This window comes from Flagellimonas sp. B-3, from assembly GCF_056857835.1.
Map to the genome: position 1 here is coordinate 89,979 of NZ_JBSXNW010000022.1, position 23,270 is coordinate 113,248.

Genomic DNA, 23,270 nt, shown 5'->3' on the forward strand with positions numbered 1-23,270 from the left:
CAATGAAAATTACCGATCACATAAAAAAGGCGAATGGCAAAACCCTTTTCAGTTTTGAGATTGTGCCACCCGTAAAAGGAAAAAGCATTCAAGAGCTCTACAAAAATATTGACCCTTTGATGGAGTTCAAGCCCCCTTTTATTGATGTGACCACCTCTAGGGAAGAATACATTTATAAGGAGAAAGATGGTCTGTTGGATAAAAAACTTACGCGTACACGTCCTGGAACTTTGGGCATCTGTGCATCTTTGAAGCATAAATACAATGTGGATACCGTTCCTCATGTGCTATGCGGAGGTTTTACCAAAGAGGAAACCGAATACCTATTGGTGGACTGTCAGTATTTGGAGATAGAAAATGTAATGGCACTCCGTGGTGATGCCAGAAAAGAGGAAAAATATTTTACTCCCACAGAAGGCGGTCACCAGTATGCCACAGAATTGGTAAAGCAAATTCAGGATATTAACGAGGGTAATTACTTGCACGATACCATCGAATCAAGCGATTTGAACAGTTTTTGTATCGGGGTGGCAGGCTATCCCGAAAAACACATGGAAGCACCTTCCCTTCAATCTGATTTAAAACGCTTGAAGGAAAAAGTGGATTTGGGAGCGGATTATGTGGTGACCCAGATGTTTTTTGACAATCAAAAGTTTTTTGCCTTTGTTAAGGCTGCACGTGAAATGGGCATTGATGTTCCGATTATTCCGGGAATCAAGCCAATAGCCGTTAAACGTCACTTGCAATTATTGCCCCATGTTTTCAGTATAGATCTGCCACAAGATTTGATTGATGCCGTTGAAGCTTGCAATAACAATAAAGAAGTGCGTCAAGTTGGGGTGGAATGGGCCATTCAGCAATCCAAAGAATTGAGGGAAGCAGGTGTGCCCGTGTTACATTATTACTCCATGGGAAAATCGGATAATATCAAGGCCATAGCAAAGGAACTTTTTTAAAAGTTGATGTTAAGGGTGCATGGCAGCGGAACAATCCAATCTGTAAAAGGAAGGTTTGTTTTTTTCTTAGTTTTCTTTTCTTATGGACATAGGTGTTTTTTTATTTTCCTACTTTAGCGCCCCATGAGGTGCCTACTTAGCCTATTCGTATTTTTGACTTCATTTTTTGGGTTGTGCCAAACGGATGATGTTCCAAAGCATTTTGTATTGGATGCGAACCAATTTTATGGTTCCATTCTTCTGCACAATCCAGATATTTCACATTTGATCACCAGCCATCCAGGAGGGGTAATTTTGGGTGTCAGTAGAAAAACTTACGGGCACAAGGAGTGGGAGGCAGATTTTGGGTATCCAGATACGGGTTACACATTTGTCTATCAAAACACCAATAATCCAACGCTTGGGGAACATTTTGGGGTGTACGGGCACTATAATTTCTATTTCTTTAAAAGAAACGTTCAGTTACGAGTGGCGCAAGGATTGGCATACACTAACAATCCTTATGACAAGGATGAAAATTTTAGAAACAATGCCTACGGAAGCCATATTTTGAGCAGTACTTTATTAATGCTGAATTATCATAAGGAAAATCTTTTTGCAGGATTGGGTGTCAATGCTGGACTTTCGTTCATTCATTATTCCAACGCAAATTTTAAGGCACCCAATACATCGACCAATACATTCGCCATAAATTTTGGATTGACCTATAATCTTGATGAGGAAACCAATTATGAATACCTAGTACCGGAGCCGAAAGGGATAATAACAGAGCCTGTCCGTTATAACTTGGTACTTCGCGGCGGAGCCAACGAAAGTGATGTGATCAATATGGGGCGTTACGGCTTTGCGACTATATCTGCTTACGCCGATAAACGTTTGGGCAAACGAAACGCTGTTCAATTGGGAACGGATATTTTCTTTTCTAACTTTATAAAGGAGTTGATCAGGTATCAGTCTATTGCATTCCCAGAATTGGATGTTGATGCGGATACCGATTATAAAAGAGTGGGACTTTTTCTTGGTCATGAACTCTTCGTAAACAAAATGAGTGTTGTGGCCCAGTTGGGATACTATGTATATTACCCTTTTGATTTTGAAGGAAGGATGTACAACAGAATTGGGATGAAAAGGTATTTTGGAAGCAAAATTTTTGGTGCCATCACATTAAAATCACATGGGGCCAAAGCAGAAGCGATCGAATTTGGAATAGGAATCAGGTTATGAAAATGTGGAAGTACAAAATTCAAAATGAAAAGTGTCCCCTTGAGGGCGCTTTAGGGGTGTTTTTGATGCTGGTTTCTTTTTTGTTTGCCTCTTGCAACGGTGATAATGTACCCGATTGTTTTCAAAACGCAGGCGATTTGGTACGCCATACGGTAGATGTTCCTGAATTTAGCACCATTACTGTTTTTGAAAACCTAAATGTGGTATTGAAACAGGGCGAGGAACAAAAGGTGGAGATAGAAACGGGGGAATATCTTATAAATGATGTTTTCGCGGAGGTAGAGGATAACCGACTTGTCCTTCGAAACGAGAATAGCTGCAACTACGTACGCGATTATGGACTGACCACCGTTTATGTTACATCGCCAAACATCACAGAAGTTCGCAGTAGCACAGGGCTTTTAGTTTCCAGTGATGGTATTTTGGATTATCCCAACTTGTCCTTGATTTGCGAGAGTTTTAGCAATCCTGAAACCGAAACAACGGATGGCTCTTTTGATTTGAGCCTTAACTCGACCACGGTAAGAATTGTGGTGAATGGGATAGCTTATTTTAAGCTTAGGGGAAATACAGAAAATTTTAATGTTACTGTGGCCGCAGGTGATTCCAGAATTGAGGCAGAGGCCTTGATAGCTGATAAAATTGGTGTTAGCCACAGGGGTTCCAATGATGTCTATGTTAACCCTCAGCAACGGTTAGGCGGTGTTATTCGAGGGACAGGCGATGTGATAAGCGTTAACCGTCCACCAGAAGTAGAAGTGGAGGAACTCTACAATGGGAAGTTGATTTTCCAAGATTGATGTAGCTTCAAACAATAATATTAGTTTTCAGCAACTTAAATATTTCTCTTTATTTTCTATATTCAAACCAAATTTTTGGGACATCTTTTCACGCATATCAAAAATCTGTTTTCAACATTTCCTAAAGTAAAACCATTGGAAGGATTGCACGGGCTGGAAAAAGCCAACGCCCTTTTCCATAATCTGGTAGCGGAGAAAAAAGTGCCAGGTTTGGCCGTTACCACTCTGGATAATGGCGAGAGGGTACTTCAAAAAGGATATGGTTTTGCCGATTTGGAAAACAGGGATAAGGTCGACCCTAAACGTACGGTTTTCCGCATCGCGAGCATTTCTAAATGCATCACGGGATTGGCTTTGGGCAAAATGGTGGAGGATGGAATTGTGGGTTTGGATGAATCCTTTTACACCTACGTACCCTACTATCCAAAAAAGAAATACGATTTTACACTGCGGCAATTGGCAAGTCATACCGCTGGCATTAGGGGATACAAGGGCAAAGAGTTTGCTTTGAACCAAGCTTATTCCATCAAAGATAGTATAGCAGTTTTTAAAAATGACCCTTTGCTTTTTGAGCCCGGAAGTGACTATCTCTACAACAGTTTCGATTTTGTATTGCTGTCCTTGGCCATGCAAGAAGCGAGTGGGGTACCTTTTCAAGATTATGTGAAGGAAAATATTTTGATGCCCTTGGGATTGAAACATACCTTTTCTCCGAACGAAATGGATATCGATTCGGGTGCAGTCGAGAACAAAACCCAATTCTATACTAAACGGGCAATCTGCTTTACTGAAGCCGCTGAGGTGAACAATGCTTATAAATTGGCTGGAGGCGGGTATTTGTCCACCTGTGAGGATATCGCTAAACTGGGACAGGCTATTTCAGATCGCCAGTTGCTCCAAAAAGAGACATATAATCAGTTATTGACCTCTCAAGTGGTAAATGGAAAACCTGCCTACTACGGCCTCGGGTTTCAAGTGAGTCAAGATGCAAAGGGAAGGCCGTTTTTTGGCCATGTGGGAAACAGTGTTGGTGCATACACCAATCTTTTTGTGTATCCCAGAGAGCAAAAAGTAATTTCAATATTGATCAATTGTACCGATCCAAAGGTGCAAAAAGAATTGGACCTAGCCATTGATGCTGTTTTCGAAATCCGAGCTTAGACTTTACTTGCCAATGCCTCTTCAATGTCCAAAGCATACTTTTTGCAAAGATCAAAGGTGTCTGTAACATCTTTCATGGTTGTTCTTGGGTTGATGAGACACATCCGAAGTACAATCTGTCCATTCAAAATAGTGGTGACCAACAATGCTTTACGTGATTCCACTACTTTTTCAGAAATGTACTGGTTGATTTTGTCCAATTCCTTCTCCGAATAATTTTTGCTTATGGGATTGTACCTAAAGTTGATGACGGCCAAGGTTGCAGGGAAAACCACCTCCCAACTTTTACTGCCCCGTAACATCGTTTCCACTTCTTCAGCCAAATCAATATTATAGGTAATGGCATCTCGGAATTCCTTTAAACCAAAGGTTTTTAGGGACATATAAAATTTTAGGGCCCTGAACCTACGGGTCAATTGAATGCCGTGGTCATAAAAATTGATTTCAGAAGTATTCCCTTCAATATCCCTTAAATATTCAGGTTTTTCGGTGAAGGTATGGCTCAGGTTTTTGTGGTTTCGCACCAAAAGGCAACCCATTTCATAAGGCTGAAAAAACCATTTGTGGGGATCCACGGTCAAGGAATCGGCTTTCTCGATTCCTTTCATAGCCTGTTTGCCCTTTTTGGACAAGATGGCCGCACCGCCATAGGCACCATCAATATGGAACCAGATATCTTCTTTTTTACAGATATTGCCCAACTCCACCAATGGATCAACCGTTCCAGTATTGGTGGTTCCCGCAGTGGCTATCAAACAGAAGGGATAAAGACCTTCCAACCTATCTTTGGCAATACAGTTCTTCAATTTATTTACAGAAAATTTTAATTCATTATCCGTAGGGATGATTCTAATCTGTTCTTTTTTGAATCCTAACACCCGAATGGCCTTAATATTGGATGAGTGCGCTTGGTCGGAAAGATAAATCACGGCTTTGGAGAAATCATCACCACATTTTATTCTTCGAGCAGTAACTACCGCGGTAAGGTTGGCCATGGAGCCACCGCTAGTGAAAATACCGCCTCCCTTTTTCTTTGGAAAACCAAAAATCTTCAACAGCCATTGAATGGTAACAATTTCCAGTTCAGCTGCAGCAGGACTGGCGGCCCATCCTCCAGAGAAGATGTTGTAGCCCGTTGCCAGCGTATCGGCCATAACGCTTACATAATTACTTGGGCCGGGAACAAAAGAAAAAGACCTTGGGTGCGCCATATTGGCACTATTGGTCATTACTTTTTCCAGGACAAAATTAAGTACCTGCGATGGGTCGGAACCTTTTTCGGGAGCCTCTTCGAGGAACAAAGAATCCATTTCTTCACGTGAGCCAAGGGCTACGGGCAATTTTTGATCTTGTGTAGCGTGATGTTCCACAATGGCATCCACGATCTGATAGCCATAGTTTTTCATTTCTTCTTTGGAAAGTTCCAATCTGGCGTTGTTCTTCTTCATAGGTCCGTTTTCTTCTGAACCGCAAAAGTACCATATTTAGAACGGTTTTCCATCTGATTTTGGATGGTTGTCCAATCAATTTGGATAAAAAGAAAGTTAGGAAGTCAGTTCGGTGAACAGGCTCTCCAAATTTTTGTTCTTTCTGCTGAGTTGAAGTGTTTTTAGTTTATTGTCGTGCGCAAAATCGAAAACAACGGGTCGCATATCCTTTGAGGTGGTGAAGGTAATTTCATAAACAAAACCGCCCGTATTTTTCACTTTGGAAACATTTGGCATTTGTTGTAGCAATTGTTCTTCCACGCGATAATCAAACTCCACTTCAATAATCTGTTCCTCGGCTTCACGGAGTTCTTCTAATTTTTTATCGGCCACCAGTTCCCCTTTGTTTATGATGATGACGCGGTCGCAAACGGCCTCAACTTCTTTCATAATATGTGTGGAAAGTAAAATGGTTTTCTCTTTGCCAATCTCCCGGATCAGTTTTCGGATCTCGATCAATTGGTTGGGGTCGAGTCCCGTGGTGGGTTCATCCAAGATCAAAACTTCGGGATCGTGAAGCAACGCAGCGGCTAGGCCTACACGCTGACGGTATCCTTTGGATAGCTGTCCGATTTTTTTGTGGGCCTCGGGAGAGAGTCCTGTTTGCGCTATCACCTCATTTATTTTGGATTTGTTCACTTTGTAGACATCCGCATTAAAGGCCAAGTACTCTTTTACATACATTTCCAAGTACAGCGGATTGTGCTCTGGCAGGTACCCAATACTTTTTTGAACGTCTTTTTCAGCCTCCAACACATCAAAACCATTTACAGCTGCTTCACCATTGTCCGCTTTATAAAAAGTGGTCAAAATTCGCATCATGGTGGATTTTCCGGCACCGTTTGGGCCTAAAAAACCTACGACTTCTCCTTTGTTGATGGTAAACGAAACATTGTTCAATGCTTTTTGCGAACCAAAGGTTTTTGTGATGTTCTGTACAGTGATGGACATTTATTGGGTTATGTTTTGTAGTTTGTTTTGAATTTCACTCAGAAGTTTCAGGTCACAATCATTCAGATAATATTTAAATGTATTTCCTTCATATTCCATAAGCAATTGTGAGCCTTCTGAATATTTTCCGGGAACAGAAATACTCGAAAAGATTTCCACAACAAAACTAAGGATAGTAATCAACCAATTGGTTCTTCTTTCTTTTATTTCAAATGTTTCAATCTTATCAAGTATAAATGATGAGCTTGACTGAACCTTGCTTTTATTAACTATTTTAATGGAATTATCGGACAAATCAATTTCAAATTTTGGCTTTTCCCTTAAAGTATACGTTCCATTTTTCATTGTGAAGGCTTAGAGTCAAATCAAAAATACACTTTTAGATGCTTTAATCCTTGGGTTTTAAAATCTGGTTTAGAATTGCTCGGGAACAGTCGTGAAAATAGGAATTCTTAAAAAAGCATGGTTTCTGTCAAATAATGTGCAGTGAAAATCTCTTTTTTGAAAAAAATCAAAAAAAATTTGGGAATGTCTGTGTGTTTCAAATTGAATACCTAAATTAGCCGACAATTAACAACGAGATGACAAACACGTATTTCTGGAACCGTTTTTATTTTTACTTCTTTTTTCAAAGAGGAACGGGACTATTGTAGATACGTTTAAAGTATAACCAATTTATAAAGTCCCGATACAATCGGGGCTTTTTTTTTGCAATGGAATTAATAAAAGTCGCCATACAAGGAATAAAGGGGTCCAACCACCATCAGGTTGCTACGGATTTTTTTGGAGATGATATTGAGTTGCTAGAGTGCAACTCTTTTGATGCAGTCGTGGACAATTTGTTGATCGGTACCGCCGATAAAGGTATAATGGCGATTGAAAACTCCATCGCCGGTTCCATTATACCCAATTACAACTTGGTCTACCACAACAACATTCATGTAATCGGGGAGCATTATCTGAACATCCACCATAATCTAATGGTGATGAAGGGGAAATCTTTTGATGACATCCAAGAAGTACATTCGCACCCCATGGCATTGTTGCAGTGCAAGGAATTTTTTAAGGCACATCCCCAGATCAAACTGGTGGAAAGTGTGGATACAGCGGAAACGGCCAAAAGAATCAAAGATGAAAACTTGGAACACATCGCGGCAATAGCCCCCAAAATGGCTGCCGATCTGTATGATTTGGAAATAATTGCGGACAACATACAGACCATTGTGAACAATTCCACGCGGTTCATCATTCTTAAAAAGCAAAACAAAGTACTTCCAGAAGAGGAAATCAACAAGGCATCGTTGCGATTTATAACCGATCACAAAAGGGGCAGTTTGGCAACCGTATTGAACGTGATGAGTGATTGCAATATGAACATGACCAAAATACAATCCTTGCCCGTGATCGAGACCCCATGGAAGTATGCCTTTTTTGTGGATGTAACTTTTGATAAATATGAGCACTTTGCCAAAACCAAATCTTTGATGCAGATCATGGCCGAAGATTTCAAGGTTTTGGGGGAATATAAAAATGCATTGTTGTAATGGTAACAGCAGATAGGCTAAATAGCGTACAGGAATACTACTTTTCCAAAAAATTAAGAGAGGTAAGGGGGTTGATTGCCCAGGGCAAACCCATCATAAATATGGGGATTGGTAGTCCGGATTTGGCACCGTCACCACAGGTATTGGAAACCCTTCGGGATTCCATTATCGAGGCGGGAGCGCATCAATACCAAAGCTACCAAGGATTGCCACAATTAAGGGAGGCCATTGCGGATTTCTATCAGCAAAAGTTTGCTGTATCGGTAGACCCCAGCACCGAAATTTTGCCCTTGATGGGTTCCAAGGAAGGAATTATGCACATTAGTATGGCCTTTTTAAATGAAGGAGATGAAGTGCTGTTGCCGAACCCGGGCTATCCCACCTATGCATCGGTCACCAATTTGGTGGGTGGAAAAGCGGTCAATTACGACTTAAAAGCAGAAAACGGTTGGTTCCCCGATTTGGAGGAGCTCTCCAAAAAGGATTTGTCCAAGGTGAAACTCATGTGGATCAGTTATCCGCACATGCCCACGGGTGCGACTGCGACTAAGGAACAACTGGAGTCATTGGTCAATTTTGCAAAAGCCAACGGGATTCTTTTGGTGAACGACAACCCCTACAGTTTTGTATTGTCCAGCAATCCAACCAGTATCTTATCCATAGCTGGGGCAAAAATTTGCACCTTGGAGCTGAACAGTTTGAGCAAGACTTTTAATATGGCAGGTTGGCGTGTGGGGATGGTTCTTGGAAGTTCGGAACACATCAATGCTGTGTTGAAAGTGAAGAGCAATATGGACTCCGGGATGTTCTACGGAATCCAAAAAGGGGCGATTGCAGCTTTGCAAAGTGGTCCAGAATGGTTTGAAGCATTGGGCGAGGTGTACACCAAAAGACGTGAATCGATGTTTAAGTTGGCTGACAAATTGGGATGTACTTACGATAAAAATGCAGTTGGGATGTTTGTTTGGTGCAAATTGCCCGAAGGAGCTGGGCCATCCGAAGAATTTATAGATGAGGTATTGTACGATAAAGATATTTTTATTGCCCCGGGAACCATTTTTGGAAGCAATGGCGAAGGCTATATTCGTTTTTCACTTTGCGTGAGCGAAGAAAAAATCAAAGAAGCCATAGAAAGATTTTAGATTATGAAAGTAGTAATCATAGGAGTTGGGTTGATTGGGGGTTCTTTTGCCAAAGATGTAAAAAAGCTTCATCCCGAAGCGGAAATTATTGGTGTGGACAAAAGCGAAGCCCACTTGGATGAGGCACTCCAACTTCAAATTATTGATAAAAAAGGAGATTACACTGATCTGGAAACGGCAGATATGGTCTACGTGGGTATCCCAGTGAATGTTCTAGTCACCGAATTGCCCAAAATTCTGGATGCATCAGGAGATGAAACTGTGGTAATGGATGCAGGTTCCACCAAACGTTTGATCTGCGAGCAGGTTGAAGATCATCCCAAACGAAGGAATTTTATGGCCTGCCACCCCATTGCGGGTACCGAATTTTCAGGTCCGGCAGCGGCATTCGAAGGTTTGTATACCGGCAAGACCATGATTATTTGCGAAGTGGAAAAAACAGCCTTCAAGCTTCAGGAAAAAGCGTTGACCATTTTTCAAGATATAGGTATGCGGATTCGGTACATGAACCCCGAAGCTCATGACAAGCACATCGCCTACGTATCCCATTTATCACACATTAGCTCTTTTATGTTGGGAAAGACGGTTATTGAGAAAGAAAAAAATGAGCGTGATATTTTTGACATGGCAGGGAGTGGTTTTGAAAGCACTGTTCGCTTGGCAAAAAGTTCACCCGATATGTGGACGCCGATTTTTGAGCAGAACAAGGACAACGTTGTCGAGACACTCGAAGAGTATATCGATAATCTAACAAGGTTCAAACAACTGATCTTGGACAACGATTTCGAAAATGTCCACCAAGAAATGAGTAATACCAATAAAATAAAACAAATACTAAAAGGAATACCACTTACTAAAAAATAGAGCGTATTATGGAAAACAAAAAGGAAATGAGGAAATGGTTGGATGACATGAATTTGGGTCATCCCCTGGTAATTGCAGGTCCATGTAGTGCCGAAACCGAAGATCAGGTGCTTAAGATAGCACATGAGCTTAAAGATACAGACGTGAATTATTACCGTGCTGGAATCTGGAAACCAAGAACTCGTCCTGGAAATTTTGAGGGAGTTGGAGCCATTGGATTGAAGTGGTTGCAAAAAGTTAAGGAAGAAACCGGTTTAAAAACCGCTACCGAGGTAGCCAATAGGGCACATGTGGATTTGGCATTGGAGTATGATGTGGATCTATTGTGGATAGGAGCGCGTTCCACCGTAAGCCCTTTCATTATCCAAGAAATTGCCGATGCTTTGGAAGGAACCGATAAAATTGTTTTGGTGAAAAATCCCGTAAATCCCGATTTATCCCTTTGGTTGGGTGCCGTGGAACGTTTGCACTCCGCCAATATTGAAAAATTGGGCGTGATCCACAGAGGATTCTCCACCTATGAAAAAACGAAGTACAGAAACATTCCAGAATGGCAATTGGCCATTGAGTTACAAACAAAGTTTCCTGATTTGCCTATCATAAACGATCCTAGCCACATTACCGGTAAGCGCGATATGATCTTTGATGTATCGCAAACCGCATTGGACCTGAACTTTGATGGTTTGATGATCGAAACACATTATGATCCGGACAATGCTTGGAGTGATGCTGCACAGCAAGTAACCCCAAAAACATTGGTTCAGATTATGAAGGATCTTCGAATTAGAAAGGAAACCGATGAAGAAGCTGAGTACAATAGCAAGTTGACCAACCTTAGGGCACAAATTGATGTGTTGGACAATCAATTGATTGATTTGCTAGGTAAAAGAATGAAGGTTTCCGATGGTATCGGCGAGCTGAAAAAGCAAAAGAACGTTGCCGTACTTCAAAGCAATCGTTGGAACGCCATTTTGGGCAATATGATCTTGGAAGGTGAACAACGCGGATTGAGTGAGGAATTTGTTTTGAAGATGTTCAAGGCAATTCACCAGGAATCCATCAACCACCAAGAAAAAATCATCAACGCATAGGCTGATTTTTAATAAGTTAGTTTAGAAAACTATTTGTAGCTTCGATAAATTTTGGGGTTGCAAATAGTTTTTTTGTTTCAAACTGTAACAATTCCACAAAAGCATCATCTTTCAGGAGTAAACTACCTCGGGGCAAGCCTGTCTGCTGACAAAGGCAAGCCCACGAGGCATTTATAAGAAAGGAAGTTTTCATTTCGAGGCAAGCCTCGGAACATTCAAATATCGATTATCGAGTAAAAACACGCTATCATGAAAAAAATGTACACACTTAGTCTTCTTTTACTTCCCTTGGCCATGTTCTCGCAACGAATCATTGATAAGGAAGTTGGTGAATTCAACAAAATCAAGGTTTTTGACTTGATCGAAGTCAACTTGATCCAATCCGATGAGAACAAAATCATGATCAAAGGTTGGAACGTTGATGACATTAAATGGACCAACAAAAATGGAACCTTGAAACTCAGAATGCAGTTGGACAAAAAATTTCAGGGTGAGGACACCATGATCGAAGTCTACTATACCAATTTGGATGTAATCGATGGTAACGAAGGGGCCCAGATTACGTGCAACGAAATGGTACAGAAAAGCAAAATTGAACTGCGGGCTCAAGAAGGGGCAACCATTCGTATTGGAATGGATGTGGATTATGCCGACATACGAGCGGTGACGGGAGGTATTGTTCAAGCCTCTGGCTTGGCAAAAAACCAAACGGTTGTACTCAACACTGGCGGTATTTTTGAAGGTAGAGAACTACGGACCAGCACCACTGATGTAAAGATTTCGGCTGGTGGCGAAGCCGATGTATTTGCTTCTGAAATGGTCGACATCAATGTAAAGGCCGGTGGTGATGTTTACGTATACGGGAATCCGCAAACAGTCCATAAAAAAACCTTTGTTGGTGGAAGGGTTTACATTAAGGATTAATGAAACTTGTTGCCAACAAAAAGCCCTCCGATTTTGGAGGGCTTTTTTTCTTTTCGGTGATCGCCCATATTTATTTTTTAAAGATGTAACGGGTTATAAAAATACCTTGTCCGTCTCCTTTTCCACCTTCACTTTCCACACCACTTACTACAAAGGCCAGCTCCCATCCATTGGAAACCATATCGTTTATCATGGAAGTGATAAGGGCATCGTTGGCCGCAATGTTCTGAAAACGGATACCACCTATATTGTAGAAGTTCAATAGCTTGGTTTCCTCAAAATTCTTTACGCGGATTTCGTTTCTTTTGGATTTGTTACGGGTATTGTCATCCTCGGTTTGGACACTTGTAAACTCTTTGTAATCCTTATCTTCCAAGGCGTTTATAATCCTAGACCGTCCCAAACCGTTGGGTACTATGGATTCAACGCTGGTAACTACGTGGTACTGTTGAGCGCTCATGGTAAAAGTTGCTGTAAATAGTACCACTGCAGCCAAAATGATTTTTTTCATAATTAAAAATAAAAATGTTAATGATTGTTAAAACTCTTAATAAAGATATACGACGAAAAAGCAGGAATATTGTTTCTTTGTAATCAAAATGTGAACAAATAGTGGACGGAACTGTTTATAAATCAACGGGAAGCTGGTATACCGTAAAATCCTCGGAAGGGGTGTTTTACGAATGCCGTATTAAGGGAAAGTTCCGAACACAGGGAATTAAAAGCACCAATCCGGTAGCTGTTGGAGATCATGTGGAGTTTGAGCTGGAAAATATTGGAGATGAGACGCTTGGTGTTATCCATAAGATAGGTGAACGCAAAAACTATATCGTTCGCAAGTCGGTAAAACTTTCCAAACAGACCCATATTATTGCTTCCAACCTTGATCAGGTTTTTTTGTTGATCACCCTGAACAACCCGCCCACCTTTACCAGTTTTATAGATCGGTTTTTGGTTACGGCAGAAGCATACGATATTCCCGTAGTGCTTCTTTTCAATAAAATGGATGTGTACGGTCCAGAGGAGAAGGGTGAGGTTGCTTATCTAATTGACCTTTACACCAAAATTGGCTACCCTTGCATACAAATTGAAGCAAAAACAGCTAAGAACGTGGATAAGGTAAAGGAACTGATGGTGGGCAAGACAAGTATGTTTGCTGGTCACTCCGGTGTGGGAAAGTCCACTTTGGTCAACGCACTGGAACCTGGGATGCAATTAAAGACTGCCGAAATTTCCGAGCAGCATTTGCAGGGACAGCACACCACAACTTTTGCAGAGATGTACGATTTGTCTTTTGATGCACGTATTATTGATACCCCAGGAATTAAAGGTTTTGGCATTGTGGATATGGAAAAGCATGAAATAGGGGATTATTTTCCAGAGTTCTTTGCTTTGAAATCAGAATGTAAGTTTAATAATTGCCTCCATTTGGACGAACCTAAATGTGCAGTAAAAGAAGCTTTGGAAAATGATGGGATTTCCGCAAGCCGTTACCGTAGCTATGTTCAAATGCTAATGGGGGATGAAGACAATCCGTATAGGGAAAGATAAATGAGAACAGTATTACAACGAGTTTCTAAAGCGAGTGTTACAGTCGATGGAAAGGTGGTTTCATCTATTCAAAAAGGACTTTTAGTGTTATTGGGCATCGAGGATGCCGATGGCCAAGAGGATATTGATTGGCTGACCAATAAAATTGTGAACCTCCGTATTTTTAATGATGATAACGATGTAATGAATCGTTCGGTTGTTGATATTGACGGGGAAATTATCGTAGTTAGCCAGTTTACACTTCATGCCCAAACAAAAAAAGGGAACCGTCCATCTTACATAAAGGCTGCGAAACCAGATGTTGCTATACCCATGTACGAGAAATTTGTTCAGGTTTTGGAGCAGAAACTGGAAAAAAAAGTGGGTACGGGAATTTTTGGCGCCGACATGAAAGTTGAGCTTCTTAATGATGGCCCTGTGACCATTTTTATAGATACAAAAAACAAGGAATAATTACTTTTTGTCGAAAAAAATATCTTTCTTGTAGGAAATTGATCACTTTGCCGTTACCTAACTAACCATTTCCTAATAAACGAATGCGATTCTTTTTCTTCTCCTTATTTAGCTTACTTTTTCATTTTTCGTTTTCTCAAGCCTATAATGTAGGCTCCATACCAAAAGAGTTGCGCCAAAGCGCCGATGCAGTTGTACGCTTGGATAAAATGGACGTTGTGGTCGAAGCCTTGGACAAAATGACTGTTACCAGTAAAAGGGTGGTCACGGTATTGAACGAAAAAGGGAACGCGCATATCCATGCCTATGCCTTTTACGAAAAAAACGATAAGGTCTCCAAACTGGAAGCTATTATTTATGATACACGGGGCGAGGAAATCAAAAAAATCAAAAAAAGGGACTTTTTAGACCAAAGTGCCATTGGTGGAGGAACGCTTTATTCTGAATCACGGGTTTTGGTCATGCAATATACACCCTCGCAATACCCCTATACCGTTGAGTTTACCAAAGAGTATTCAACCCCTAACACCGCATTTGCTCCCAATTGGTCCTTTTTGGATGATTATCGGGTCGGAACCGAAAAGAGCGAGTTCTCTTTTACCGTAGAATGTGGCATACCGTTTAGACATAAGGAAGAAAATATAGAAGCATACCAGATTGAAACCATTGAGACTGCGAATGGTATAACCTACAAAGCCAAAAACTTAAGACCCTTGGAGCGTGAACCCTTATCCCCTGCGTTTAGCGATTTTGCACCTCATATAAAAATTGCAATGAACGAATTTCATTTAGAGGGCATTAATGGCAGGGCGACAACATGGCAAGAATTGGGTAAATGGATGCACGATGAGCTTCTGGAGGGCAGGGATGCATTGTCCGAATCCACGATCTCATATATTAAAAACCTGGTTGGTGGAATATCCGACCCATTGGAGAAAACAAAAAAAGTATACGATTATGTACAGGAGAACACCAGATATATCAGTGTTCAATTGGGAATAGGCGGATGGATGCCCATTAGTGCATCGGATGTAGACCGTGTAAAATATGGAGATTGTAAAGGGCTTACCAATTATACCAAAGCATTGCTAAAGGCCGTTGGGGTGGAGTCGTACTATACCGTTGTGCACGCCGGCCCCCAGATAAGGCATTTGGATAAGAATTTTCCTTCCATGCAGGGAAATCACGTTTTTTTGAATGTACCCCTAGAGAATGAGGAAGTTTGGTTGGAGTGCACCAGTCAAACAACACCCATTAACCATTTGGGAACATTTACCGACAATCGAAATGTGCTTAAAGTCACTCCCCAAGGTGGTGAATTGGTCAGGACCAAAGAGAATCTTGATGAAGAAAATTACCAGTTTACCCAAGCCAATTTTCAATTGAGGGATGAAAAGAACGTAATCGGTCAAGTAAAAATATTTTCGAGGGGATCCCAGTACGATCAAAAATATTGGAGAACCACAAATACTCGGTCGGAGCAAGAGGAATTCTATAAAACCTACTGGAATTATGTTCAAAACCTAAAGTTGGGCGAGGTTGCCTATCAAAATAATGAAGATGAAATCGAGTTTGTGGAAACCGTAGAGTTCAAGGCCGACAATTACCTTTCTAGTGCTGGGGACAAACTCTTGTTCGCACCAAATATATCGAACAGAAATTTAGGTGTTCCAGATAGGGTAAGAAATAGAAAGATGCCGCTGGTCATTTCCCGGGGCTATCTGGATGAGGATGAGTTCACCATCCATTTACCGGAAGGCTATGTTCCAGAAACCTTGCTGCTCCCCGTAAATGAAGAAACCAAGTTCGGTTCCTATTCTGTATCGGTGGAACCCAAAGAACCCGGTGTACTTGTTTACAAAAGGCGACTGCTTATAAAATCGGGAGAGTACCTAAAAGAAGATTACAAACTGTATCGAGATTTTAGAAAGAAGGTTGCTGGATATGACAACGGAAAAATCATTTTAACCAAAAAGGAATTATAGAAAATAAGAATGAAAAAAGTATTTGTATTCCTTATTTTGCTCAATAGTTTGGTGATATTTGGACAAGAACCCGAATTCGGTGAGCTAACAGATTTCGAGTCCGGATTCAGAAGCTATGAAAAAGATACGACCGCCCATGCAGTTTATCTATACGAGAAAGGCGAAAACTATTTTGAGGTAAGGAGAGATTATGTCTGGTTGATAAAAAAATACCACGCCAAAATTAAAATTTTAGATAAGCAGGGTTTCTCGGAAGCGGAAATAAGTATCCCCTATTATCACTCGGACAATGGTACCGAAAGAGTTAACGACATTAGGGCCATAACCCATACCAATGGGGCAAAGCACAATGTAATGGCTCATAATGTATTCGATGTTGAGGTGAGCGAGCATTGGTCGGAGAAAAGATTTACTTTTTCGAATGTGCAAAACGGTTCCATTTTGGAATATACCTACGAAATCCAATCCCCATTTTTTTATAATTTGAATGGATGGGATTTTCAGGATGATATTCCTAAAATTCACACAGAATATAATGCGAAGATTCCGGGGAATTATATATACAACAGGTCATTGTTGGGCAACTTCCCCTTAGATGTGAACGAAGCCACCATTAAAAAAAGTTGTTTCAGTATTCCAGGAACAAGTCAACAAGCAGATTGTGAGGTGCTCAGGTATGTGATGGAGGATGTTCCAGCTTTTAAAAGTGACGAGGAATATATGTTGGCTCCTTCCAATTATAAATCCAGATTGGAATTTGAACTTTCCGAATACCAGAGCTTTAGGGGCGTTAAGGAGCGATACACCAAATCATGGAAAGATGTGGACAAGGAATTTAGAACAGATGGGGACATCGGTGGTCAGCTTAGGAAGAAAAATTACTTTGAACGAAACCTGCCCCTCGATATCCTTGCAGGAAAGGAAGAAGACCTCACCAAGGCCAAAAACCTCTACAACTTTGTTAAATCCCATTATTCATGGAACGGAAAGTTCGGTATTTTTAGGGACAACAAGGTTAAAAAAGCATTTGATGAAGGTGTGGGAAATGTTGCTGAAATCAATATTACCCTTATCAACCTGCTCAATGCGGCAGGAATGGATGCAGATTTGATGCTATTGTCCACTCGGGCCCATGGTCTGCCCAAAAAAAGCCATCCGGTAATGTCCGACTTTAATTATGTGGTTGCCAAATTGGATATTGATGGTACCACCTACCTGTTGGATGCAACGGAAAAACAGTTGCCCTTTGGAATGCTGCCGTATCGATGCCTAAACTATTACGGTAGGGTAATGGACCTGGATGGGGAGAGCTATTGGTTCGACATTGAAGCTCCCAAGGGCAATAGCAAAGAAGTAATGTTACGGCTAAATCTGAACTTTGAGGAAGGTACTGCCAAAGGAAACTTTGATGAGATTTCAAGAGGTTATGAGGCCTATTTTAAAAATAACCATTTGGCAAGTATTTCCAATCAGGAATATTTGGACGAGGTGGAGAACAGTACCAATGGCGATTTTTATATTAATGAGTACAACATTGACGAGGATAAATCCAATGAGAATATGTTGATGGAGCATTTTACCTTCGAGCTCGAAAACCTGAATACCTCTAAAAACATCTACTTCAACCCTTTTTTGATTCGCTTTTTCCAAACCAACCCATTTAAAAGCTCGGAACGAAATTATCCCGTCGATTTTGGGTACTGGCGAAATTACAAGTACATGGCCAACATTAAAATTCCCGAAGGTTATCGAATAAAGGATCTTCCGGAAAACAACAACATTGCACTTCCGGGGGGCAGTGGGGTGCTCCGGTTCAATTGTTCCACATCCCAGGATAATATTATAGTGTTTTTTAATCTTCAATTAAGGTCAACACAATACAAAAGTGAGGGCTATGCCTTTGTAAAGGAGTTATTTGAACAGGCTGTAACTAGTATCAACCAAAGTTATTTGGTGTTTGAAAAGGAGTAATCAGGTATTGTTGTTACCTTAGTGCCAACTTCAAAATTGGTTTCAGGTGAACATAGAAAATGCACAAAAAGCCGTTGATGATTGGATTAAAAGCCATGGGGTACGCTATTTTAACGAGCTAACCAATATGGCCCAACTTACCGAAGAGGTAGGCGAGGTGGCGCGAATTATTGCACGGCGTTATGGGGAACAGAGCGAAAAAGAATCCGATAAGGCCAAGGATTTGGGCGAGGAACTGGCCGATGTGGTTTTTGTGGTACTCTGTTTAGCTAATCAAACGGGAATAGACTTGCAGGAAGCCTTTGACAAAAAACTGGACCTTAAGGCCAAACGGGACCATGACCGTCATCAAAATAACAAAAAGCTCAAATAAAGTTGCCTGCTTAAAGGGACATTAGGGCTGTTTTTTCTAGTTTTGACAATTCATTCAAACCCTAACGAATTGAGACTCCAACTTTCTGCACCCGACGAGAGAAAAATTCAAAAAGCCATCGCAATAACCGGTTCCAAGAGTGAGACGAATCGGTCTTTATTGTTGCAGGCCCTTTTTCCAAATATCAAAATAGAGAATCTTTCCAATTCCGACGATGGAGCGGTCATGCAAAAAGGATTGGCCAAATCAACAGGCGAAGTGGATATTCACCACGCTGGTACTGCAATGCGGTTTTTAACCGCCTATTTTTCTTCACAAGAAGGAAAACAAGTGGTACTTACGGGTTCTCAGCGTATGCAGGAACGTCCCATAAAAGTTTTGGTGGAGGCGCTTCAATCACTCGGAGCGGATATTCAATATGAAAAATCAGCGGGATACCCGCCCCTTAAAATTACTGGCAAAAAACTAAAAAGGAGCCAAGTTTCCCTTCCGGCCAACATCAGCAGCCAATATATTTCGGCCTTGTTGTTGATAGCGCCCAGTCTGGAAAATGGTTTGGAACTCGAACTGATGGGCAAAATAACTTCGGTGCCCTATATAAAAATGACTTTGGCGCTTTTAGGGCAAATCGGGGTACAGACCGCTTTTGAAGGGAACATAATTAAGGTGTATCCAAAAGAAAATGTAGCGGATACCACCCTGGTCGTGGAATCCGATTGGAGCTCGGCCAGTTACTTTTATAGCATTACGGCCATGTGCGAAGTGGGCACAGAGATTCAATTGTCCTCTTATAAACAAAGCTCTTTGCAGGGCGATAGTGTTTTGGCGGAAATTTATAAAGATTTTGGAGTTGAAACTACGTTTTCGAACAACGCCATCCTTCTTAAAAAAACATCGGACGTCAAGTCAAATCATTTGGAGTATAACCTTTCCAATGCCCCTGATATTGCACAGACCATTGCTGTAACTTGTCTTGGTTTGGGCATTGGCTGCCATCTTACAGGCCTGCACACTTTACCGATCAAGGAAACAGACCGTTTGGCAGCATTACAGGCCGAACTTGGCAAGTTTGGAGCCACGGTGGATATAGATTCCGAAAGTTTGACCTTGCAACCGCAATCCAACCTAAAAAGCGAAGTGGCAGTCGACACCTACAACGACCACCGAATGGCAATGGCCTTTGGCCCCTTGTCACTTAAAGCAGATTTTGTTGTGAATGATGCAGAGGTGGTTTCCAAATCCTATCCCGATTTTTGGAACGACCTAAAAACACTGGGATTTCGCATCGCGGAGATGTAAACCACATTTAATCATCAAATTACTTGACATCCGCTATTGTGAGGTTGTATATTTGCCGTCTTTAAAAAATCGAAAAAAAGTCCACATGAAATTATCAAACTTCAATTTTGAATTGCCTAAGGAACTATTGGCAGAATATCCCGCGGAACACAGGGACGAATCCAAACTAATGGTGGTTCATAGGGATACAGGAAAAATTGAACATAAAATGTTCAAAGATCTAGTTGATTATTTTGATGAAGACGATGTAATGGTCTTGAACAATACCAAGGTATTTCCTGCTAGACTTTTTGGGAACAAGGAAAAAACCGGGGCCAGAATCGAAGTTTTCTTGTTGCGGGAGCTAAACCAAGAGCAACGCCTTTGGGACGTATTGGTAGATCCAGCAAGAAAAATACGTATCGGGAACAAACTTTATTTTGGCGAAGATGAGAGCTTGGTGGCCGAGGTTATCGACAACACTACCTCCAGAGGGAGAACATTGCGTTTCCTTTACGATGGTTCGTACACCGATTTTAGAAGAAAGCTTAGGGAATTGGGAGAAACACCACTTCCAAAATATATAAAAAGAGAGGTTACTGCGGATGATGAAGAACGTTATCAGACCATTTATGCAAAGCATGAAGGTGCCGTGGCCGCCCCAACTGCAGGTTTGCACTTCTCCAAGCACTTGTTGAAGCGTTTGGAAATCAAAGGAATCGAATTTGCCGAGGTGACGCTGCACGTTGGTTTGGGAACCTTTAACCCTGTAGAAGTAGAGGATTTGTCCAAGCACAAAATGGATAGCGAAGAGTTGGTAATCGATGAAAAAGCAACAGAAATAGTAAACAACGCCAAAACGAACAAAAGAAAGGTTTGTGCGGTGGGTACTACGGTAATGCGAGGATTGGAAAGCGCAGTATCATCCGAGCATACCTTGAATACGTTCGAGGGTTGGACCAACAAGTTCATCTTTCCTCCATACGAATTCAGCATAGCAAACTGTATGATCACAAACTTTCACTTGCCTAAATCAACATTATTGATGATGGTTTCTGCATTCGCAGGTCATGACCTGATCAAAAAAGCGTACAAACAGGCCATTTTGGAGGGTTACCGCTTTTATTCCTACGGGGATGCCATGTTGATTTTATAAAAACAAAATTTCATAAAAGAGAAATCCCGTTCGCTTTATGGCCAGCGGGATTTTTTCTTGTTTATCTTTAAGTGGTGGAAATCAAAAAAAAGGACATACGAGCATTGACAAAGGAACAGCTCCGACAGTTTTTTGTGGATCAGGGCGATAAGGCGTTTCGTGGCAACCAGGTATATGAATGGTTATGGCAGAAATCTGCTCACGATTTTGATGCCATGACCAATATTTCCAAGGAAACCCGAAAAATGTTGGAAGATAACTTTGTCATCAATCATATCCGTGTTGATCAAATGCAACGTAGTTCGGATGGTACCATTAAAAATGCCGTTCGCTTGCATGATGGGTTGATTGTCGAATCCGTTTTGATTCCAACAGAAACCCGTACCACAGCCTGTGTTTCCAGTCAGGTTGGCTGTAGTTTGGACTGTAGGTTTTGCGCCACCGCCCGATTGAAGCGTATGCGAAACCTAAATCCCGATGAGATTTATGATCAAGTGGTGGCCATTGACAATGAAAGCCGTTTGTATTTTGACCGACCTTTGAGCAATATTGTTTTTATGGGCATGGGCGAACCTTTGATGAACTATAACAATGTATTGAAAGCCATTGATAAGATAACCTCGCCCGAAGGATTGGGCATGTCACCCAAGCGGATTGTGGTTTCTACCTCTGGGGTGCCCAAGATCATTAAGAAAATGGCAGACGAAGAGGTGAAGTTCGGCTTGGCGGTTTCACTTCATTCCGCTATTGATGAAGTACGTACGTCTATAATGCCCTTCAATACCACATTCCCATTAAAAGATTTAAGGGAAGCATTGGAATATTGGTACAGCAAGACCAAAAACAGGATTACCTACGAATATGTGGTTTGGAAAGGAATAAACGATACCCAAGAGGCCGTGGATGCCTTGGTAAAGTTTTGCAAATTTGCACCTTCCAAAGTCAATATTATCGAATACAACCCCATTGATGATGGTGAATTTCAGCAAGCATCCAGCAAAGCGGTAGAAATGTACCAAAACACATTGGAGCGAAATGGCATTACGGTCACGGTGCGTAGATCCCGCGGTAAAGATATTGATGCCGCCTGTGGGCAGCTCGCGAATAAAAGTTAGAATTTAAGAAGTCGGAAGTCAGTTCGAGCTGTCATCCAGAGCGGAGCCGAAGGAGCAGTCGAGAACTCTTGGTTGGCTAAGTTCAAGTTCAATTAACCCCAAACCCTGTAAATCACCGATACTTTTAGAGCTGTATCTTAAAACTTCGATTTCATTCCAACAACTCTTGCATTTTCCCTACTTTTAGGCATTCAAAACCAAACACCACACCTGTTACGTTGAAAATCGTTTCGCAGATAAGGGAACCTATAGAAAATGAGATGCAGCTTTTTGAGGAAAAATTCCTCAAATCCATGTCTTCCAAGGTAGCACTGTTCAATAGGATTACCTACTACATAGTAAATAGAAAGGGCAAACAGATGCGCCCTATGTTTGTTTTTTTGACCGCCAAATTATTGAACGGCGAGGTCAACGAGCGTACCTACACCGGAGCCTCCATTATTGAGTTGATACATACGGCGAGCTTGGTGCACGACGATGTGGTGGACGATAGTAACAAACGCAGGGGGTTTTTCTCCATCAATGCATTGTGGAAGAACAAAATTGCCGTTTTGGTAGGTGATTTTCTTTTCTCCAAAGGACTGTTGGTTTCCTTGGAAAATAAGGATTACGACCTGCTCCATATTATTTCCAATGCCGTTAGGGATATGAGCGAGGGGGAATTGTTACAGATAGAGAAAGCGCGACTTTTAGATATTACGGAGGATGTTTACTACGATATCATTCGTCAAAAAACAGCGACCTTGATTGCGGCTTGCTGCAGTATGGGTGCCTGTTCCGTGCGACCTGATTCAGAGGAAGTGGAAACCTTCAGAAAATTTGGTGAGCTTTGCGGAATGGCATTCCAAATTAAAGACGACCTTTTTGATTATGGTGCCGAAAAAATCGGTAAGCCTACGGGAATCGACATCAAAGAACAAAAAATGACCCTTCCCTTGATTTATGCCTTGAACAATAGCGATAAGGAAAAGAAGAAGTGGTTGATCAACTCCATTAAAAAGCACAACAAGAATAAAAAACGGGTTAAGGAAGTAATCGAGTACGTCAAAGAGAGGGGTGGACTGGATTATGCCGTGGTCAAAATGTTGGAGTTTAAGGATGAAGCTTTGGCTATTTTGGACAATTATCCCGATTCAGAATACAAAAGTGCCCTCACACTTATGGTCAATTACGTGGTGGACCGAAAAAAATAAAAATTTAAAAACCTGAAAATCAAACAAATACTGAAAATTTTTATTTTCAGG

The 23,270-nt window shown here is 41.3% G+C and carries 22 protein-coding genes; 18 read left to right on the forward strand and 4 right to left on the reverse strand.

The genetic code is table 11. The features are described from left to right. Positions 1 to 2 precede the first annotated feature (2 nt). The 4 genes from metF (at position 3) to AC13CS_RS10355 (ending at position 4,141) form a co-directional block, all read left to right on the forward strand. The gene (metF, locus tag AC13CS_RS10340; RefSeq protein ID WP_293167802.1) at positions 3 to 956 is read left to right on the forward strand and encodes a methylenetetrahydrofolate reductase [NAD(P)H]; all 954 of its coding nucleotides are present in this window, start codon (positions 3 to 5) and stop codon (positions 954 to 956) included. 123 nt (positions 957 to 1,079) lie between these two features. Next, positions 1,080 to 2,180 carry an acyloxyacyl hydrolase gene (locus AC13CS_RS10345; RefSeq protein WP_293167800.1) on the forward strand — a complete coding sequence of 367 codons (1,101 nt, stop codon included), beginning with the start codon at positions 1,080 to 1,082 and terminating at the stop codon, positions 2,178 to 2,180. Further along, on the forward strand, positions 2,177 to 2,980 hold the full coding sequence (locus AC13CS_RS10350; protein WP_293167798.1) for a head GIN domain-containing protein: 804 nt from the start codon (positions 2,177 to 2,179) through the stop codon (positions 2,978 to 2,980). Before AC13CS_RS10345 ends, AC13CS_RS10350 begins: the two co-directional genes overlap by 4 nt. 75 nt (positions 2,981 to 3,055) lie before the next feature. Then, complete coding sequence (locus tag AC13CS_RS10355; RefSeq protein ID WP_293167796.1) at positions 3,056 to 4,141, forward strand: serine hydrolase domain-containing protein; 1,086 nt, start codon at positions 3,056 to 3,058, stop codon at positions 4,139 to 4,141. Here the strand turns inward: AC13CS_RS10355 and AC13CS_RS10360 are convergent. The 3 genes from AC13CS_RS10360 to AC13CS_RS10370 form a co-directional block, all read right to left on the reverse strand. Further along, entirely contained in the window at positions 4,138 to 5,589 is a 1,452-nt protein-coding gene (locus AC13CS_RS10360) for an aminotransferase class V-fold PLP-dependent enzyme (RefSeq protein ID WP_293167794.1), read from the reverse strand. The genes AC13CS_RS10355 and AC13CS_RS10360 overlap by 4 nt on opposite strands. A gap of 96 nt (positions 5,590 to 5,685) precedes the next feature. Continuing rightward, positions 5,686 to 6,579 (reverse strand): gliding motility-associated ABC transporter ATP-binding subunit GldA, encoded by an 894-nt coding sequence (gene gldA / locus AC13CS_RS10365; protein WP_293167792.1) that lies wholly within the window; start codon positions 6,577 to 6,579, stop codon positions 5,686 to 5,688. Beyond that, on the reverse strand, positions 6,580 to 6,924 hold the full coding sequence (locus AC13CS_RS10370; protein WP_293167790.1) for a hypothetical protein: 345 nt from the start codon (positions 6,922 to 6,924) through the stop codon (positions 6,580 to 6,582). A gap of 368 nt (positions 6,925 to 7,292) precedes the next feature. Between AC13CS_RS10370 and AC13CS_RS10375 the strand changes: the two genes are divergently transcribed. The 5 genes from AC13CS_RS10375 to AC13CS_RS10395 all read left to right on the forward strand — a co-directional run bounded on the left by AC13CS_RS10375 (position 7,293) and on the right by AC13CS_RS10395 (position 12,144). Beyond that, positions 7,293 to 8,123, forward strand: coding sequence for a prephenate dehydratase (locus AC13CS_RS10375; protein ID WP_163625231.1), 831 nt, complete (start codon positions 7,293 to 7,295; stop codon positions 8,121 to 8,123). After that, the gene (locus tag AC13CS_RS10380; protein ID WP_293167787.1) at positions 8,123 to 9,265 is read left to right on the forward strand and encodes an aminotransferase class I/II-fold pyridoxal phosphate-dependent enzyme; all 1,143 of its coding nucleotides are present in this window, start codon (positions 8,123 to 8,125) and stop codon (positions 9,263 to 9,265) included. The genes AC13CS_RS10375 and AC13CS_RS10380 overlap by 1 nt, the downstream gene beginning before the upstream one ends. 3 nt (positions 9,266 to 9,268) lie before the next feature. Then, entirely contained in the window at positions 9,269 to 10,129 is an 861-nt protein-coding gene (locus tag AC13CS_RS10385; protein WP_163625229.1) for a prephenate dehydrogenase, read from the forward strand. 8 nt (positions 10,130 to 10,137) lie between these two features. After that, positions 10,138 to 11,220: a bifunctional 3-deoxy-7-phosphoheptulonate synthase/chorismate mutase type II gene (locus AC13CS_RS10390; protein WP_163625228.1), complete on the forward strand. Its 1,083-nt coding sequence runs from the start codon at positions 10,138 to 10,140 to the stop codon at positions 11,218 to 11,220. Positions 11,221 to 11,469: 249 nt separating this feature from the next. Then, positions 11,470 to 12,144, forward strand: coding sequence for a head GIN domain-containing protein (locus AC13CS_RS10395; RefSeq protein WP_293167784.1), 675 nt, complete (start codon positions 11,470 to 11,472; stop codon positions 12,142 to 12,144). Positions 12,145 to 12,214: 70 nt separating this feature from the next. Here the strand turns inward: AC13CS_RS10395 and AC13CS_RS10400 are convergent, their stop codons facing one another. Beyond that, on the reverse strand, positions 12,215 to 12,655 hold the full coding sequence (locus AC13CS_RS10400) for a hypothetical protein (RefSeq protein WP_293167782.1): 441 nt from the start codon (positions 12,653 to 12,655) through the stop codon (positions 12,215 to 12,217). Positions 12,656 to 12,756: 101 nt separating this feature from the next. Here AC13CS_RS10400 and rsgA point away from each other — a divergent pair, with 101 nt between their 5' ends. From rsgA to AC13CS_RS10445, 9 genes are all read left to right on the forward strand, one after another. After that, complete coding sequence (gene rsgA, locus AC13CS_RS10405) at positions 12,757 to 13,695, forward strand: ribosome small subunit-dependent GTPase A (protein ID WP_293167780.1); 939 nt, start codon at positions 12,757 to 12,759, stop codon at positions 13,693 to 13,695. Next, on the forward strand, positions 13,696 to 14,148 hold the full coding sequence (gene dtd / locus AC13CS_RS10410; RefSeq protein ID WP_293167778.1) for a D-aminoacyl-tRNA deacylase: 453 nt from the start codon (positions 13,696 to 13,698) through the stop codon (positions 14,146 to 14,148). A gap of 83 nt (positions 14,149 to 14,231) precedes the next feature. Further along, a complete protein-coding gene (locus AC13CS_RS10415) occupies positions 14,232 to 16,133 on the forward strand; it encodes a transglutaminase family protein (protein WP_293167776.1) in 1,902 nt (633 codons plus the stop codon). Between the two features lie 9 nt (positions 16,134 to 16,142). Next, on the forward strand, positions 16,143 to 18,104 hold the full coding sequence (locus AC13CS_RS10420) for a DUF3857 domain-containing protein (protein WP_293167774.1): 1,962 nt from the start codon (positions 16,143 to 16,145) through the stop codon (positions 18,102 to 18,104). 46 nt (positions 18,105 to 18,150) lie between these two features. Then, the gene (locus tag AC13CS_RS10425; protein ID WP_293167772.1) at positions 18,151 to 18,477 is read left to right on the forward strand and encodes a nucleotide pyrophosphohydrolase; all 327 of its coding nucleotides are present in this window, start codon (positions 18,151 to 18,153) and stop codon (positions 18,475 to 18,477) included. A 69-nt stretch (positions 18,478 to 18,546) separates the two neighbouring features. Then, complete coding sequence (locus AC13CS_RS10430) at positions 18,547 to 19,776, forward strand: 3-phosphoshikimate 1-carboxyvinyltransferase (RefSeq protein ID WP_293167770.1); 1,230 nt, start codon at positions 18,547 to 18,549, stop codon at positions 19,774 to 19,776. 85 nt (positions 19,777 to 19,861) lie between these two features. Continuing rightward, complete coding sequence (gene queA / locus AC13CS_RS10435) at positions 19,862 to 20,911, forward strand: tRNA preQ1(34) S-adenosylmethionine ribosyltransferase-isomerase QueA (RefSeq protein ID WP_293167768.1); 1,050 nt, start codon at positions 19,862 to 19,864, stop codon at positions 20,909 to 20,911. Between the two features lie 74 nt (positions 20,912 to 20,985). Then, positions 20,986 to 22,026: a dual-specificity RNA methyltransferase RlmN gene (gene rlmN, locus AC13CS_RS10440; RefSeq protein WP_293167766.1), complete on the forward strand. Its 1,041-nt coding sequence runs from the start codon at positions 20,986 to 20,988 to the stop codon at positions 22,024 to 22,026. Positions 22,027 to 22,244: 218 nt separating this feature from the next. Beyond that, positions 22,245 to 23,219 (forward strand): polyprenyl synthetase family protein, encoded by a 975-nt coding sequence (locus tag AC13CS_RS10445; protein WP_293167764.1) that lies wholly within the window; start codon positions 22,245 to 22,247, stop codon positions 23,217 to 23,219. Positions 23,220 to 23,270: the final 51 nt, after the last annotated feature.

What these genes read in the sequence shown, in the direction of transcription:
- metF (WP_293167802.1), top strand. Translation starts at nt 3, where the DNA reads ATGAAAATTACCGATCACATAAAAAAGGCGAATGGCAAAACCCTTTTC.
- AC13CS_RS10345 (WP_293167800.1), top strand. Translation starts at nt 1,080, where the DNA reads ATGAGGTGCCTACTTAGCCTATTCGTATTTTTGACTTCATTTTTTGGG.
- AC13CS_RS10350 (WP_293167798.1), top strand. Translation starts at nt 2,177, where the DNA reads ATGAAAATGTGGAAGTACAAAATTCAAAATGAAAAGTGTCCCCTTGAG.
- AC13CS_RS10360 (WP_293167794.1), bottom strand. Translation starts at nt 5,589, where the DNA reads ATGAAGAAGAACAACGCCAGATTGGAACTTTCCAAAGAAGAAATGAAA.
- gldA (WP_293167792.1), bottom strand. Translation starts at nt 6,579, where the DNA reads ATGTCCATCACTGTACAGAACATCACAAAAACCTTTGGTTCGCAAAAA.
- AC13CS_RS10370 (WP_293167790.1), bottom strand. Translation starts at nt 6,924, where the DNA reads ATGAAAAATGGAACGTATACTTTAAGGGAAAAGCCAAAATTTGAAATT.
- AC13CS_RS10375 (WP_163625231.1), top strand. Translation starts at nt 7,293, where the DNA reads ATGGAATTAATAAAAGTCGCCATACAAGGAATAAAGGGGTCCAACCAC.
- AC13CS_RS10380 (WP_293167787.1), top strand. Translation starts at nt 8,123, where the DNA reads ATGGTAACAGCAGATAGGCTAAATAGCGTACAGGAATACTACTTTTCC.
- AC13CS_RS10385 (WP_163625229.1), top strand. Translation starts at nt 9,269, where the DNA reads ATGAAAGTAGTAATCATAGGAGTTGGGTTGATTGGGGGTTCTTTTGCC.
- AC13CS_RS10390 (WP_163625228.1), top strand. Translation starts at nt 10,138, where the DNA reads ATGGAAAACAAAAAGGAAATGAGGAAATGGTTGGATGACATGAATTTG.
- AC13CS_RS10395 (WP_293167784.1), top strand. Translation starts at nt 11,470, where the DNA reads ATGAAAAAAATGTACACACTTAGTCTTCTTTTACTTCCCTTGGCCATG.
- AC13CS_RS10400 (WP_293167782.1), bottom strand. Translation starts at nt 12,655, where the DNA reads ATGAAAAAAATCATTTTGGCTGCAGTGGTACTATTTACAGCAACTTTT.
- dtd (WP_293167778.1), top strand. Translation starts at nt 13,696, where the DNA reads ATGAGAACAGTATTACAACGAGTTTCTAAAGCGAGTGTTACAGTCGAT.
- AC13CS_RS10415 (WP_293167776.1), top strand. Translation starts at nt 14,232, where the DNA reads ATGCGATTCTTTTTCTTCTCCTTATTTAGCTTACTTTTTCATTTTTCG.
- AC13CS_RS10420 (WP_293167774.1), top strand. Translation starts at nt 16,143, where the DNA reads ATGAAAAAAGTATTTGTATTCCTTATTTTGCTCAATAGTTTGGTGATA.
- queA (WP_293167768.1), top strand. Translation starts at nt 19,862, where the DNA reads ATGAAATTATCAAACTTCAATTTTGAATTGCCTAAGGAACTATTGGCA.